Source organism: Candidatus Neomarinimicrobiota bacterium, assembly GCA_016784545.1.
Taxonomy (GTDB): Bacteria; Fidelibacterota; UBA8477; order UBA8477; family JABMPR01; genus JABMPR01.
The window spans coordinates 1-16,162 of record JADHUM010000055.1; the positions used below are offsets into that span (position 1 = coordinate 1).

At 44.9% G+C, this 16,162-nt stretch carries 11 protein-coding genes; 5 read left to right on the top strand and 6 right to left on the bottom strand.

Going from position 1 to position 16,162, the window contains the following annotated elements:
- Window positions 1-273, top strand: a 273-nt coding sequence (locus ISR87_12290; protein MBL7026221.1) for a T9SS type A sorting domain-containing protein, incomplete at its 5' end; no start/stop codon positions are given.
- Window positions 274-535: 262 nt separating this feature from the next.
- Window positions 536-4,597 (top strand): SUMF1/EgtB/PvdO family nonheme iron enzyme, encoded by a 4,062-nt coding sequence (locus ISR87_12295; protein MBL7026222.1) that lies wholly within the window; start codon window positions 536-538, stop codon window positions 4,595-4,597.
- A gap of 194 nt (window positions 4,598-4,791) precedes the next feature.
- On the opposite strand, the gene ISR87_12300 is transcribed toward ISR87_12295, so the two are convergent.
- On the bottom strand, window positions 4,792-5,127 hold the full coding sequence (locus ISR87_12300; GenBank protein MBL7026223.1) for a hypothetical protein: 336 nt from the start codon (window positions 5,125-5,127) through the stop codon (window positions 4,792-4,794).
- Window positions 5,128-5,301: 174 nt separating this feature from the next.
- Between ISR87_12300 and ISR87_12305 the strand changes: the two genes are divergently transcribed.
- The 3 genes from ISR87_12305 (at window position 5,302) to ISR87_12315 (ending at window position 10,566) form a co-directional block, all read left to right on the top strand.
- Window positions 5,302-8,415 (top strand): T9SS type A sorting domain-containing protein, encoded by a 3,114-nt coding sequence (locus ISR87_12305; GenBank protein ID MBL7026224.1) that lies wholly within the window; start codon window positions 5,302-5,304, stop codon window positions 8,413-8,415.
- Between the two features lie 419 nt (window positions 8,416-8,834).
- Window positions 8,835-9,995, top strand: a complete 1,161-nt coding sequence (locus ISR87_12310) for a dipeptidase (GenBank protein MBL7026225.1) — start codon at window positions 8,835-8,837, stop codon at window positions 9,993-9,995.
- Window positions 9,996-10,158: 163 nt separating this feature from the next.
- On the top strand, window positions 10,159-10,566 hold the full coding sequence (locus tag ISR87_12315) for a hypothetical protein (protein ID MBL7026226.1): 408 nt from the start codon (window positions 10,159-10,161) through the stop codon (window positions 10,564-10,566).
- Window positions 10,567-10,599: 33 nt separating this feature from the next.
- On the opposite strand, the gene ISR87_12320 is transcribed toward ISR87_12315, so the two are convergent.
- The 5 genes from ISR87_12320 to ISR87_12340 form a co-directional block, all read right to left on the bottom strand.
- Window positions 10,600-10,839: a YecH family protein gene (locus ISR87_12320; GenBank protein MBL7026227.1), complete on the bottom strand. Its 240-nt coding sequence runs from the start codon at window positions 10,837-10,839 to the stop codon at window positions 10,600-10,602.
- Between the two features lie 120 nt (window positions 10,840-10,959).
- On the bottom strand, window positions 10,960-11,304 hold the full coding sequence (locus tag ISR87_12325) for a cupin domain-containing protein (GenBank protein MBL7026228.1): 345 nt from the start codon (window positions 11,302-11,304) through the stop codon (window positions 10,960-10,962).
- Entirely contained in the window at window positions 11,305-11,727 is a 423-nt protein-coding gene (locus ISR87_12330; protein ID MBL7026229.1) for an Rrf2 family transcriptional regulator, read from the bottom strand.
- A gap of 134 nt (window positions 11,728-11,861) precedes the next feature.
- Complete coding sequence (locus ISR87_12335; protein MBL7026230.1) at window positions 11,862-15,680, bottom strand: PKD domain-containing protein; 3,819 nt, start codon at window positions 15,678-15,680, stop codon at window positions 11,862-11,864.
- Window positions 15,681-15,873: 193 nt separating this feature from the next.
- Window positions 15,874-16,149, bottom strand: a complete 276-nt coding sequence (locus tag ISR87_12340; protein ID MBL7026231.1) for a hypothetical protein — start codon at window positions 16,147-16,149, stop codon at window positions 15,874-15,876.
- Window positions 16,150-16,162 lie beyond the last annotated feature (13 nt).

Sequence of the window (16,162 nt, forward strand, 5' to 3'; positions counted from 1 at the left end):
ATTTGTCTTAAGCAAAACTATCCCAACCCCTTCAATCCTTCCACAACAATTACTTACAGCCTACCTGAAGCGGGGGAGGTTGAATTGCTTATCTATGATCTACAGGGTCGAATGGTGGATAAACTCTTCAGTGGACCACAGAGTGCTGGAACCCATGATATTCTATGGAATGGGGTAAATCAAAATGGATTTCCGATAAGTAGCGGTGTGTATCTATGCAAATTGCTTGCGGGGGAATACATCAAAACGATCAAAATGGTCTACCTACGCTAAGGCTTCGGTAGACGAGTTTATATAAAGTAATAATTCATTCTGATCCACTAACACGAGTTAAGCCTCTGCCCTGTGCAGGGGCTTTCTTGTTTCCTACGGCATCAACCCAGGACATTCTAACTTTCATAAATGCTTGGTGTTACTTTGACTGAGGAGTAATTTCATGCCTTATGGATTTTTCAAGCATATCGCATTATTTAAAGAATACGACGCTTTCTCCCGACCCCAGGATCGGGATGTATAAATGAACAGAGAGGGATTTATGCGTAAGATTGCTATTTCACTGACTATACTTTTTACAATAATTAATTATTCATGTAGCCTGTTTCTCCCCGATGATGATGAAACGCCACCTGTTATCGTTATGAATACTCCGGCACACCTTGATGTGGTCTATGAAACTGCACTGGTGACCTGCACGGCCACCGACGAGGAAGGTGTGGCAGGGACTGAGCTGTTTGTGGATGATGTGGGCACTGGATTGATCGACACCACCGCTCCTTATTCATTTGATTGGAATACCCTTGAGCTGGAAAATGGTTCATCACATGTTATCTATGTTCAGGGTTGGGATATCAATGATAATTATGCAAACAGTGATACCATTGTGGTGTATGTGGATAATTCCATCATTCATCCTGCACCCATTGAAAATATTGATATCAGCTACCAACCCATCGGTTACCTCATCAGTTGGCCCATGGTAGAACATGAAAGATTTTCTTCCTATTCCTTGCGAAGATCTGAAAAACTGAATATGGAAGGCGCCCTGACACTATTTACGAGCGCTGTCGCAGCTGATACAGTATATTTTGATTCCCTGGCAAACCCCCTGGTCTCATACTTTTATCAGCTATTGATAACCGATGACTTGAATTATATCTCCGTAGGTGCCGTTGTTGAGTCACCTTCCCCGGAAAGCTTTGCCCCCTCAGGCCTGACAGCGACTTCAAGTGACACGACAATCCGTCTCAGATGGAATGACAATTCTCAGTTCGAGGAGGGATTTATTATTGAAAGGGATGACGGGTCCGGTTATGTGACATTGGACTCGGTAGCCGCCAATGCAACCGAGTATCTGGATGTAGCCATGACATATGGCAAGCAATACAGATATCGTATCGCCATTTTTTATGAGACTGTCAATTCAGAATTCTCAAATATATACGTGGCATACTCTCCACTTGGCTTTAGTCCCAGTGGTCTCGCAGCCGATGCCACCCCACTTACCATTATTTTACGCTGGGATGACAACTGTATTTTTGAATCAGGTTTTCGATTGGAACGAGATGCCGGTCTGGGATATCTTCCTCTTGTAGAATTAGGTCCCAATGTTACTGGTTATGAAGATGCCGATCTAGAGTATGATAGATTCTATCGATATCGGGTTGCAGCCTTTACGGAGACCATGCAATCAGATTATTCCACCTATTATTCCATCTATTCACCCCTGGTTTTTGCCCCCATTAATTTATCGCTCACACCAAGCGATACTTCAATTGTCCTGAACTGGGAGGATAACTGTGTTTTTGAGACCGGATTCATCATTCAAAGAAGTGAAAGTTCCGTTACCGGGAGTGGGTATCTCACGCTGGACAGTGTTGATGCCAATGTGACGACCTGGACGGATTTCAATATTGAAGAGGACGCCTGGTACTATTACCGGGTGGCAGCCTATGTACCTGATCAACGATCTGGATATACCACAACCTCAGGAATCGGATCTCCCCTCAATTTTGCTCCAACAAGTTTGACCGCTACTGCAGTGGATACTTCAATCCAATTACGCTGGACAGACAATTGTATTTTTGAAGATGGCTTTGTTATCGAAAGAGATGCTGGTTCTGGTTTCGTTACGCTGGCTGAAGTAGGTGAAAATATTACGGGTTATCTGGATCAGGACATGGCCTATGGAATCGTTTACCATTACAGGGTTGCGGCCCTCGACGATGGCAGATTATCCAATTATAGTTGGGAGGTTTCCAGGTTATCTCCCCTCCAGTTTGCCCCCTCATATCTAACAGCCAGTCATGCTGGTAATAGTATCCAATTGGTCTGGAATGACAATTGTAATTTTGAAGAAGGATATGTTCTGGAGCGAAATGCAGGAGCCGGTTATGCCCATGTGGTCACTCTTGGTGCCAACACGACGAATTATCTGGATACAGACATGGCTTATGATGTGCTCTATCGCTATCGTCTGGTTGCCTATGCTGGTCCTGATGTTTCAGACTATGCCATTTCATCTTCCATCCGCTCACCCATGGGCTTCGCCCCCACAAATTTAGTCACTGTCAGTAATGATACTTCTATCACCTTGAACTGGAATGATGAATGCATTTTTGAAGAAGGATTTGTCATCGAACGCAATGAAGGCGCAGGCTATGTTGTGCAGAGTACAGTAGGAATTGATGTTACCAGTTATACAGACACTGATTTGACCGAAGGTAAGTATTACCAATATCGAGTCGCAGCCTTCGCCAGTGGTGAACAGTCAGATTATGCCTGGTCAGTGGGCATTACGTCTCCAATTATTTTTGCACCATTCAGTCTCTATGCAACAGCGATTGGAAACACCATCGCGGTTCGTTGGACAGACCTGTGCACATTTGAAGAAGGATTTACCGTGGAGCGTGATGCAGGTACCGGATTTGAGGTTATCGGTCAGGTTGCTGCCAACACAACCAATATTACCGATTCAGACCTGGAATATGGTATTGAGTACAGATATCGTGCTGCCGCCTTTACCTCTGAGGAAGTTTCGAACTATTCCAATATCACCACTATCATTTCACCCCTGACATTCACACCTTCTTCACTATTTGCATTTCCGAATACCAATTCAATCGATTTGTCCTGGCAGGATAACTGTATCTTTGAAACTGGTTTTCATATAGAGCGCGATGTGGGCTCTGGTTTTGTGCTGATCGATGATGTTGGAGCAAATGTCACGACCTATTCTGATGGAGATCTGGTTGAGGGCGTGACATACAGATATCGTGTCTCTGCCTTTACAGCAACTATGCAATCGAATTACAGCGCCACCATTGTTGTTGATTCTCCAATTGCTTTTACACCGATCAATTTTCAGGCGGTGACTCAGAACAATAGCATTGATCTATCCTGGACAGACAACTGTTCGTTTGAAGACGGATTTACCATTGAACGGGATGATGGATCAGGCACTTTTGTTGAAATTGGCAATCTGGGCGCCAACTACACCTTCTTTTCAGATGATGAGCTGGAATACTACACCATCTATCGCTATCGTGTAGCCGCCTATACGGCAACTGAGCAATCAAATTATACGCCGATTATTAATGTGCAATCCCCTGTGGATATTACGCCTTCAGATCTGGTAGCAACCTCTTTCGACACGGAGATTCTTCTGGAATGGCAGGATAATTCATCTGCAGAAGAAGGTTTCAGAATCTATCGTAATGATGGTGGGGGCTACGATTATGACAATCCGCTGGTTTCACTAAGTGCGGATGTTACCGACTATACAGACTACAGTGTGAATTATGGCATTGAGTATAGTTATCGGGTTTCCGCCTTTGCCAATGGCCAGGAATCAGCTTATACAAATGAAGCCACAGGAAGTATTGCCTGGCTATACTCCGAATGGGTAACCATAGCTGCCGGAGATTATACATTGGGTGAAGCAGGATACGAAACGGGTCCTTTTGTGCATACGGTTCCAGGTGATTTTGAGATGATGCAATTTGAGGTGACCAATAATCAGTATGCCGCCTTTATGGAGGGGGCATTGGTGGCTGGTGAGATCGTTTATGATGAGCTGGTATTAAATTTTCGAGGGGGCGCTGTTGACAGTGTTGTCTATAATTTGGGCATGACTGGCGGTCACATTCAATGGGATGGTTCAGCTTTTTCCATAGATCCCGGTTATGAGCTTCATCCAGTAGTAGGTGTCACTTGGCATGGCGCAGATGCTTTTGCCACCTTCTATGGATGGTCACTTCCCACGAAGGAAGAATGGGAAGTCGCTGCCAGAGGTACAACAGGGTCTGACTATCCATGGGGTGATGAAGATCCAACGTGTGACCTGGCGAATTTCTCAGGTTGTTCTGCTGAATTAATCCAGGTTGGTCAAACTCCCGATGGCGTTAGTCCCTTTGATGTCTATGATATGGTGGGAAATGCCTGGGAGTGGACAGGTTCCTATTTTGATGGCGCCAATAATTCATACGTCTTAAAAGGTGGCAGCTGGTCCAATTATACTGACAATCTCAAGGTCTGGTATAACACCGAGGGTGTACCTGGTGCAGCCTATAACACCATTGGTTTTCGTTGTGTGAGATAGGACTCGACCTGAAATTAATCTGATACGAGCACCCTTCCAGATCGGGGGGGTGCTTTTTTTTATCCGCCAGGCGGGATATTTGTAATTCCCGTCTGGCGGATAACTCCGGCGAAGTCCCAACACTTTCCGTTGGGACGGAGACGGGTCTTGGCATTGACGTCGTACTACAACCACGGGATGATCAATACCCAGAATCACCAGACCAGTGGAGTATATCCATCTTTTATCAGAGTTGATATTTGTTCGCCGATATATTGTACTGGTACACCCAGTGCTGAAAACGCATCGACGATATCCCCTTCCTCAGCAACATACTTACAGGCAATTGCAGTTTCATTTTCAGTTTGATATTCCACCAACAAAGCCTGAAGCTTCTTGTCAGTAAGCAGGAGCGCCTCAGCCGGACCAAAGAAGTACAACTTCACCTCCTCCATCCAGGCATATTTTAAGGCGTTGACGGCATAGGTGGTTCCTGCCTGAGCTTTTCCAGGCTCACCACTACTGATAATGATAACGAGTTTATTATTCATTTCTAAATCTCCAAATGGTCTATTCCCAAAATTCTGTCCACATATATCAAGAACGAATATATCCGAATTCTACGTCAAATTGTGATGAATCTGTGGTTTGAAATATTTTTGAATTAGACGGGTTTTAGGCCATACTCAAGGCTATAGAATTAACGTTATATTTGGAGAAACCCCATGCGTTTGAATCTGAACCCTGCATCCCTTTTCATCATGTCAATATTATTAGTAAGCAGTGGCATGGGTCGTACAGCGAAGGCTAATGCGGCATCTGATCTTTTTAATGAGCGGGTCAATCCAAGACTGGGTAAAATTATTGATATGAGTCCCAGTGCCCTTATCGACGATTATGAACGGGCTGCAGCAATACCAGGGCTGGGATTAGAAAACCCCATGACTTCTGCCTGGCAGCTCACTGATATCATGACGGATAGCGTTGACCTGGGCTGGATACAGGAATTTGGGTCTAATACCATGCCCAGCACTGACGTGTTGACTGGATTAACAACGGATGCAGCTGGGAATGTTTATGTGACGGGGAATAGCGACTTCCAATGGCTCACTATAAAATACGACGCCTCAGGTAACCAGGTATGGAGTCAGATTTACAGCGAGGCTGGCATAACCGATACCTATGGGGATGATATTCAGGTGGATGATGCAGGCAATGTCTATGTAAGTGGTTATCGCTGGGGTCCATTTATTGACTCAGATATATTACTTATCAAATATGACCCATCTGGTGTACAGCAATGGGTGGCTGAGTATGCAGGTGCAGGTCTGAACAATGATTTTCCCAATGATATTGAGTTGGATTCTCAAGGCAACATTATTGTTGGGGGTTATAGCTATTCAGCAACGGTGGAGTCCGATTTTGCCACACTGAAATTTGACAATGATGGTAATTTACTCTGGGATCGGCTTTTTAATGGGAGCGCCTGGGCCAATGATTGGATCACTGATATTGCTCTGGACGATGGTGGCAATATATACGTGGCTGGAATCACAGCCGGGGAGACCAGCAATGATGATTATGGCATCATCAAATATTCAGCAGATGGTACTGAAGTATGGGCGACCCAATTTGATGGAATCACAGGTACCGATTGGGCTACCAGTATAGCAGTTGATAACCAGGGTCACACCTATGTCACAGGTGTGAGTCAGCATTATGATGATTTTATTGATTATTATACCCTCAAGCTTGATTCTGCTGGTGCTGAAACATGGGGTATTCGCTGGGGAGTTTCTGGTGATGGCGATAGTTGGGCTTCTGATATTGTGGTTGATGACAGCCTGAATGTTACGGTTACAGGCGTCAGCTACGGCGGTCTGTTCGGTTTTGATTATGTCACCGTACAATGGGACTCCAGTGGCACAGAATCCTGGGCCTCAAGCTATACCAACAACCTTTTTGGCGGTTATGATGAAGCAACTTCACTCATCCTTGATAGCGAAAATAATGTGATTGTAACAGGGGTGACCGAATCCGATAACCAAACGACTGATATCGTTACTGTGAAATATGATACTGCTGGCGTGGAGTTGTGGTCAAGTCTGTATGACGGTGGGGAAGGGATTGACGATGTCGCTTTCTATTTGGCGCTTGATAGCAACGATGCAGTTATGGTGGGGGCAAGAGCCAGCTCAAACCTATATCTTGATAACTATTCCATCCTAAAATATCAGGCGGATGGTAGCGAAACCTGGAATGCACATTATGATGGACCTGGGAATAGCCTGGATCTGGGGGTGGCAATAACCACGGATGGCTCCAGCAACGCTTACGTCGCCGGAATCATCATGAGCCCCTTGAGTGGGGCAGATATCTCAATTATTAAATATGATTCAACCGGGGCCCTGATGTGGTCCAGGGAATACAATGGTGCTGGTAATGGGGATGATATGGCAGGCGATATCATGACCGATCCTCAAGGCAATGTTCTCATCACAGGGTATAGTGAAAGTCTGGCTGGCGACAGAGATATTATCACCCTCAAGTATTCAGCAGGGGGTGATCAGCTATGGGTGGCTACTTATGACGGCCCAGGAAACAATGATGATGAGGCCAACAGGATGCTGGTGGATAACAATGGACATGTCTATGTGACTGGATATAGTAGTGGCAGTCTGACCAACTATGACTATACAACCATCAAGTATGATGCCTCAGGCAACGAGACCTGGGTCGCCAGATATGTTGGACCAAATTATGGGAGCGATGTGGCCACGGATCTGGTGCTGGATGATGAAGAGAATCTCTATGTCACAGGTGGAAGTTTTCGAACGGGATTTAATATCGATTATACTACTGTGAAATATGACATGTTTGGCTCTGAAGAATGGGTGGTGCGCCACAATGGTGCCGTGAATTCCAATGACTACGCCACAGCAATTGATCTTGATAACTCTGGAAACATCTATGTTACAGGATTCAGCGTGGGTGCCTCGCTAAATGATGATATTACCACCATCAAATACACACCTGCAGGCGATGAGGTCTGGGTGAGAGATTTCGATGGTGAAGCCCATTTTCACGACAGGGCAACCCACCTCTCCGTTGACAATCGAGGGGGAGTGGTGGTGAGTGGCTCTAGTTATGGACTCGCTGGTGGCAAAGATTTTGTCACCCTGAAATACAATTCAGCCGGTGTTTTGCAATGGGAAAATGTTTATGGTGGTGCTGGTCTGGGCGATGATGAACTTCAGTCTATGACCAGAGATGGCACTGGAGCCGTTTATGTGACGGGTCAGAGTTTATCCGAAACGGGTAGTTTCGATTGTACCACGCTGAAATACTCAGAGGGGGGTGAGCATCTTTGGGAAAAGCATTACAGCGGGAATGGATATTCCTATGATGATCCCTCGGATATTGTCGTGGATTCCCGGGGAACCGTCTGGGTGACAGGGAGTACCCACTATATGCTCCTGGGTGATTTTGATTGGAGCTATGCCCTCACGATCCAATATTTGCAGAATCTATACCCAGTATCCATTGAACCTGAATTGCCAGTGAGCTATGCACTGGATCAAAATTATCCCAACCCTTTCAACCCACAAACCACCCTTCAGTATCAAATACCTGAAGCACAGGATGTGTCTTTGGTGATTTACAATATTCAGGGTCAGGAAGTGGTAACCCTGGATGCTGGCTACAAATTGGCAGGGCGGTATAGCCTCGATTGGGATGCGCGAGATCAGCGTGGTGAGTCGGTGAGTACCGGGGTGTATTTCTGCCATTTGCAAACGACTGAATTCAGTCAGGCCATTAAATTGATTTACCTGAAATAAGATTTATCCATCGCATGCCATGACGAAATCCAATTGGGACACAGACTGGTACACCCTGCAGGGAAATAGATGGGGGATCTATCTGAAATAGAGGCAGCATTCCTTGAGGTTTGAAAACCAACGGGTTATACTTATCTTGATGCACTCAAAACAAGAATTTTGTTCAAATTGATACACACCAGGAGAAATAATATGGTCCATCAAAAACCTGCAAATAAATCAAAAGAACGACGAGGTGAAGATCGCCGTAAACAGGACATTGAGGTAGAGGTGGACAGAAGAAAGACTGCCACTAGGCGGACTCAGGAAGATCGTCGACAAAAGTCCAGATGAATAAACCCCCTTCTTTCAGAGGAATTTTAACCCCTGTCTTTGCTACAGCGGTCAGCCTTTTACTCTCCACTTGCATGGTGACGAAGGTGAATAACTCGATAACTGAATCCGATATTCTCGCCTTTCACCAGCGTATCCTCACAATAGATACTCATGTTGATACCCCCCTGCGCCTCAAGTATGAAGGGATTGATCTAAGTCAGCATCATGATCCCTACGAATACAACAGCAAGCTGGATTTTCCCCGCATGGATGAGGGTGGCCTTGATGCAGTCTTCTTTGCAATCTGGACAGCCCAGGGAGTACGTACAGACTCAGGTCATGCTGCAATAAAACAACAAGCACTGGATATTCTTGATATAGTGGAAGCAGAGATAGGCAGGCTTCCGCAATATGCAGAAATTGTGACCCAGGCTGAGGATGCAAGTCGACTTCAAGCTATGGGCAAACATGCGATTTATCTGGGGCTGGAAAATGGCTACCCCATTGGGACTGACATACACAACCTGGACTTGTTCTATAAACGGGGTATTCGCTATATCACTCTGTGCCACATGACCAATAACGAAATTTGTGATTCATCCAATGATACCACTGAGTACGGTGGTTTGAGTCCTTTTGGTTTGGAAGTAATTGAGCGAATGAATCAACTGGGCATGATGGTGGATATTTCTCATACCAGTGAGGCTACTGTTGAACAAGCTGTAGCCATATCACAAGCGCCTGTCATTGCTTCACATTCTTGTTCCAAAGCCATGTGCGATAATCCAAGAAACTTGAGTGACAGCCTGCTAACACTTATTGCTGCTAAAGGCGGCGTGATCCAGATGTGTTTGCTGAGTGATTATATCACTCCCGATCCCCCCCAGGCAGCGCGGGATTCAGCAAAGGCAGCTTTAAAGCTGAAATGGAAAAACACTGATCGCCAAACTGACGCCAATCGAGAGGCCTATCGCCTGGAATGGATTGAGCTAAATAGGAATTTTCCAAGAGTACTGCCCAGCGTAGCCGATGCCGTGGATCATATCGATCACATGGTAGAGCTGGTGGGTGTCGATCATGTTGGAATAGGAAGCGATTTTGATGGTGGCGCGGCCTTATCCGACTGTTTCGATGTAAGTGAACTACCCAATATTACCAAAGAACTGTTCAAACGCGGCTATAGTGAAACCGACATTCAAAAAATCTGGAGTGGTAATCTGCTTCGCGTTTTCTCAGAGGTGGAGCAACTCGCCAGAACCCATTAATCATCCAAGTTTCCATTAGCTTAATAAATCCTCGTTCCATAACTCCCGGCTGAGAATCCTCCCATGAGTTGATCCTGATATTTATTGATTTACCTCGAATAAAGACTAATATAGTCACATATTATTTTCAATTTACTGGTTACTATCTAGGGAGGAAATAGGAATGGACATTCAATTCGATAGACCTGCAGAAGCAATGGCTGCAATCACCTGGTTAATTTGTAGTGCTGATGATGTAGGGTCGGTTGAGGAACGAGACTTTCTCCATGCCCATGTCAAGAATACACAGGATTTTTCAGGGATGTCACGCGCTGAATTCTGCACCTTGCTGGCCTCAACTCGCACCAAATTATTCCATAGTCTAGACAATAATGGATTCTGCCTGGCCTCACCAGCCATTGATACTGTGATCAGTGCTGCCGGTGCCGTACTGAATACCGAGCAGAAATTTCAAGCCTATGTCATGGCTGTGGAGCTGGCAAAAGCCGATGGTCTGGTTGATAAGGAAAAAGTGATCCTGGAAAAACTTCGCTCCCGGTTTCAGATTTCCTTTGATATGACCAACGAGTAACGCTCCAAATGATTCCTCATATGGAGCTAAAACTTAATGATTACAAATCCGCTCGGGGGCAGTGGTAAATCCACCATCAACGGGATGAAACTTGCCCTTGTTCTCAAGAAAATGGATCAGCTCATCAGCTGTCATGCCCTGTGCAGAACAGGTAAAGAAGCGTGTTTCTTCACCAAATTGTTGGTGGATGGCTGAACGCAGTGATTCTCTGGTGTAGGATTCACCAGAATTAACCATCATATGCATAACCTCGTGACCATGTATTGTATTCATTTTTACCTCATTTATTGGTTCAACCTGTTCTCAAGCGCGCAGCGTTCAAACAGGTTTTGATTTCCATTGTGGGCCTGAAACCAATTTAGTCGTTGCAAGCTCCTCCGGAAATTGGTTACGTTAAACACCCACCATGGTGAGCAGCATTTTGGTAGGCTCAAGGGCTTCCAGAGCATGATTGATGCCAGCCGGCATGAGAATCAGCTGACCGGTTTTGACCGCCTGAGTAGTCTGATCAATAGTAATGTTCATCTCACCCATCAGAACCTGTACATAGGCATCCATGGGGCTGGAATGACCACTCAGTGCTTGACCTGTGTCAAAAGCAAAGAGCGTTAAATTCATATTCTGAGATTTTCTTAACGTTTTACTGACAATAGCGCCAGGATTTACCTGGATATCATTTATTAAATTCTGAACGTGACCAGCTGGTAAACCATTGTCCAGACTTATTTTTTCATTCATTTAGTAAACACTCCCGGTGATTGGTTGAAATTGAGCAACCGTGGTATTTGCCAACATCTCTCTGGATGCCTCGCGTATGGGACCCCATTTATTATGGACAGGGCAGGGTGATTCAGGGCTGCATGTTGGTAAACCCAGAACACAGCTTTCAAATACTGAATTGCCATCAATGATTAAAATAATATCCAGTAAGGACATGGAATCGGGATCTCTGGCCAATGAAAAACCACCCGATTTACCTCGATGCGATTGGATGATGCCATCCTTAACCAGGCTTTGTAATGTTTTTGAAATAAAATCCCTGGAGATATCCAAATCGGTGGCGATTTGTTCAGCGGAAATATTGCCCCTATCTTGTTTTTCAGCCAGGTATAGTATTCCCTGGAGGGCGTATTCACATTTTCTGGAAAATAGGACTGTCATCATCAACTCTGCGTTGATAATAATTGGCTTTGGTATCTAATGCAATTATAAACGGAGTATATAGTCCGAATTAAATATTAATTTCAATTAATCAGGACACTGCCGAGCCAAATCATCAGCTTCCAAGTCGGGAATTATTGTAGCATCACCATTTTTATGGTTTGATATTCAAGCTCAGTCTGAATTCTGCAAAAGTAGATTCCAGAGCTGACTTGTGACCCTGATTTATCCCTGCCGTTCCACTCCAACTCATACCAGCCAGCTGGTTGTTGGCTTAGTGAATAATTTTGCAATTCAACTCCCCTTACATCAAAGATTTGAATGTGAACCACTGATTGGGAGGGAAGACCATAGCGAATTGCGGTGCTGGGATTAAATGGGTTAGGATAATTTTTCATAACCAATCTTTGGATGGGAAGTGCGGGTTGATTGTCTATTCCCACTGGGACCACAAAGTCTGTTCCCCAAGTCCAATCTGCATTTTCGATATGTCCACGATGAGAATTTCCAGTGACATCATACAGCGTGTCCCCATTGGCTTCATTCATTTTGAAGTAGGCCATCAGCCCTGCTTCATCGCCATTCAGGTAGCTGGACATCCCTGCAGTCAGGTTTGTGTAGGTTACAGCAATGTCCCATATCCGGATTTCATCAAGCCGACCATCAAAAACAAAGGAGCGAGTCAGGTTGTTCCCCAGGATTAAATCCCAGGTATCATGATTGATAAGGGGACCGGTAGGCGGGGTATGAATGACGGTTCTATCAATACCGTTTATATAGATGTGAATTTCAGAGCTTGCTCCATCATAGGTCATGGCCACGTGCTGCCACTCGTTCAATTGAATTGAATTTGGACCGGTGGTTACTTTGCTTAATGTGCCATCCTGGTGTTTGAGAATCAAGCCGATGCTGGAATCTGCAAATTGACTGTTTCCAGCTTTGTTCAGAAAAAATCTTATAAAACCCTTATCCAATATTCTACCAAGCCCAGCATCTAAATTTCCCCATCCAGTTGGGTAAATCCAGGCTTCTATGCTCATAGCCTCGGTCATATTTAGCAGAGGGCTGTAATCAACTATAACAGCGTTGTCAGGGCCTTCAAAATGTAGTGAACTCTCCCCATTGAAAACCTCGATTGCATGGTCCACCAGGATACTCACAGTGGTGTCCGCGTTGCGAATAGTCAGAGATACAGAGTAGGTGCCGGGCTCATTATAAATCCATGTGGGATGCTGCAATTCCGAATCGACACTGCCATCATTGTCAAAATCCCATTGCCACATGGTTATTTCCGGATTGGATGTGGAAACATCCTCGAAATCGATGGCTAGAGGTGCATGTCCCGTCGTCAGGGAGGATGAAAAATTTGGAGCCAGGAGGGGCAGATCAAAATATTCTATAATCTTCAATAGCGCCTGTTGCCGCGTGTTTGGTGAATCACCATCAACCAATTTTGCCAGCGAGTATGAGAGATAGAATGTTTTTTGTCCATGGTCGCCCAAACCCTGGATGGCTGCATTTCCAAAACTTGCTTCCGTGAAAGCTACCAATCCGTTCTCTCCAGGGATGCAATGATCCAGATACCAATTGTTGGTTTGGGTTGATGCTGCGAAAGAGATATCCTCTCCAAGTGTATGGACTTGACCAAGGAGGTGGCCCAAAGGCTGCTCAGAGTCTTCAAATGCAGCACTTTCAATGGAAAAAAGATTCCAGAAAGATTCATAATCTGAATATCCAAAAATGGGGAGTAGACTCATCATACTACCGCCTTCGATATAAACATTTCCACCAGCGGAGACGTATTCTGTGATGCTTGCAAGCTGACCACCATTCATGAAAGATCCCGATGTACCCATTTCACCTACATTTCCCAGGGAAATGAAAACCGCGTCAAATCCAATCAGGGACGCAGGGAAGTGGTTTGTATATCGAGCCTCCACATTCAATTCGCTGAGTTTATCATAGATAAATTCCCCGCTATAGTCATTGACACCGACCCCAGCAGCTTGTCCATCATAGACAAGGGTCCCTGAGTTCAAGGAAATAAAATCTTCCTTAACCAGCAAATTTGAATTTGAGCCATCTGACACGAGCAATGAAACGGTATATGCCCCATCCTCAGAGAATAAATATTGAGGATTTTGCTCGGTAGCATCGACTATACCATCATTGTTGAAATCCCATTCCCAGCTAATAATGGGATCTGGAACTGAGAAGGATAAATCTTCAAAATTGACCAGGATAGATCCTGTTCCTGCAGTTAGATCAGCATCAAATGCTGCTACCACGGGTCCTGGTAGATAACCCCTTGCTGCAAATACAGGCACAATATCATTCAGGTTGGCTCCAGCATAGCTATCTCTATCAGCCTGTATAAACGCAAAAGCAGCATCCACCTGGTTTGAGCTGATATCCGTCATGGATATCCCCTCCCAGCAATCAATATCTGTGGCCTGCCTGCCAATAAGATCATAAATGGACATGAGTGAAGAGGCCCAGAGTTGTCCATCATAGTGCACCTCACCTCCCAATTGATCGGGATAGTGATTGGGGAAATTTGTGACTCTCAACGCAGGAGCACCATAAGGTTGGAGACCCCACTGTCCGAAATAGTCGTATTGTGGGTCTTCCGGAGACAGCAGCCCCAGACTCCGGGTATAGGATTGAGCCCAGTAGTCACCCAGGCCCTCGCTCAAACCTTCCACTTGAGAGATTCCCCCATTGGTTATCCAATGATGAATACCATGCCCTAACTCATGCAAAATGATGGAATGATCTTCTCCAGCATCCACATAATTGGTAGGCGAGCCAAAAGCCAGCATTCCTGTACTGGGTAAAAAATGAGCATTTCGAGCACCATCCAAGCCGTGTGGATCAAATTGAACGCCACCCTCATATTGCAGCGGCATGACATCAAAACCCAGAGAGTCATTCAAGTATGCCATGGAGTGGTTAAGATGATAATAGATGTTTACAGCCTCAAATTCCGGTTGATCTCTGGTGAAACTAAAATTGAGAGAACTTTGCTCGTAGAGCCCCGTAAATGGTCCTTCAAAATCGCTAATAGAGGCAAATGGACCAGATAGATAATACTGACGATTATTTGGAAGTAGTCCTTCAAGGTCCACTTGCCTTAAATAGTGGTTTAAACTGTCTGAGTTTTGATCTCCGTTATCCGAAAATTGAGGCTGACCATAAAGTGTACGTGCCGCTGTAATGGGGTCAGGATCGTAAACCCATCCAAATCCTGTCTCTCTCTCAGCATCCAAATAACAGGCTTTGTCTTCAGCCCTGATGATTTCACCTGAGCGGGCATCAATCAAAATTTCCCAGTCACCATATAGTTTATTACCGGGTACAATAGTAACCTGTCGGGCGACGACCGCCTCCATGAATGTCTTTTTGTAAATGATGGTTTCAATATTCTCGTAAGTGTTGGGAGCATCAATCCCAAGATAGTTCTCAGCTATTTCCAGAGCTTCAGATTCTGAAACTTTTACATCCATGGCGATAGTGGTCAGGGGTTGGTAGCCGTTCATGACAAACACCACCTCATTGGCACGATTGAGGCTAATCTTGATACTTGCTTTGTAAACAGAAATCCCTGCAAACTCCTGAATGAACTGAACCCTATAACCACCTGGAGTCTCAACTACGCCAGTATATTTCAATTCGCTATTCTGGGATGTGTGGTGCAGTAGATCGGTTTGAGCCAATAAATATTCCCTGGCCATGGACTCTGGGTCTGAAGCACTCACTTGGTACTGTGGCGAGTAGATTGCTCGAGGTATTCCTGATTTGTTTTCAATGCGCATATTTGCCAAAACCTGGCTGCCAGGAGAGAAATCATTTATAATTTCTAAAGTGGAATGTTCATGGGGCTTCTCAAGCGAGGCGAATAGACTCGAAACCAATACGAGGGTTGTGATTAAGAGACTGTGAGATTGCTTCATGCCAGAATTCCTTCAATAATTTTGCTGGTTGCCAGGAATAATACTGATTAAGATTATCAACACGTAAACCATTAATAATCAACGTATTGGTAGAGAATATCAGTTCCTGTCTTTATATATAACAATAAATGTCACGAATGCGAGATAAAAGTTTCATCCTGAAATGTGAATTCAAGCCTGGATTAAAAGTTTCTTAACTCAGGAAATACTTTTGAAGATACAGGAGTGCCGCGAGAGGAGCAGCGACGGCCATAATTTTTTGGGACCATTTGGAATCTTTCCAATCCCAATAAACTGAGCTCCCGGACAACGCGATAAGCGTCCAGACACCAGCCAGGTATAGTTCATATATTTTTGGCCTGGTATCAGGTGATGGCCATCCAAAGATGAGTAATCCCATCACCCCAACGATGCCAATGGCAAGCTGAATAACACTGGTGAAATTCCGAGCTGATTCTTTTGATTCCATAAATCCTCCCCAA

Bases quoted from the DNA above. Each gene is read 5' to 3' on its own strand.
- ISR87_12295 (MBL7026222.1), top strand. From the start codon at position 536: ATGCGTAAGATTGCTATTTCACTGACTATACTTTTTACAATAATTAAT.
- ISR87_12300 (MBL7026223.1), bottom strand. From the start codon at position 5,127: ATGAATAATAAACTCGTTATCATTATCAGTAGTGGTGAGCCTGGAAAA.
- ISR87_12305 (MBL7026224.1), top strand. From the start codon at position 5,302: ATGCGTTTGAATCTGAACCCTGCATCCCTTTTCATCATGTCAATATTA.
- ISR87_12315 (MBL7026226.1), top strand. From the start codon at position 10,159: ATGGACATTCAATTCGATAGACCTGCAGAAGCAATGGCTGCAATCACC.
- ISR87_12320 (MBL7026227.1), bottom strand. From the start codon at position 10,839: ATGAATACAATACATGGTCACGAGGTTATGCATATGATGGTTAATTCT.
- ISR87_12325 (MBL7026228.1), bottom strand. From the start codon at position 11,304: ATGAATGAAAAAATAAGTCTGGACAATGGTTTACCAGCTGGTCACGTT.
- ISR87_12330 (MBL7026229.1), bottom strand. From the start codon at position 11,727: ATGACAGTCCTATTTTCCAGAAAATGTGAATACGCCCTCCAGGGAATA.
- ISR87_12335 (MBL7026230.1), bottom strand. From the start codon at position 15,680: ATGAAGCAATCTCACAGTCTCTTAATCACAACCCTCGTATTGGTTTCG.
- ISR87_12340 (MBL7026231.1), bottom strand. From the start codon at position 16,149: ATGGAATCAAAAGAATCAGCTCGGAATTTCACCAGTGTTATTCAGCTT.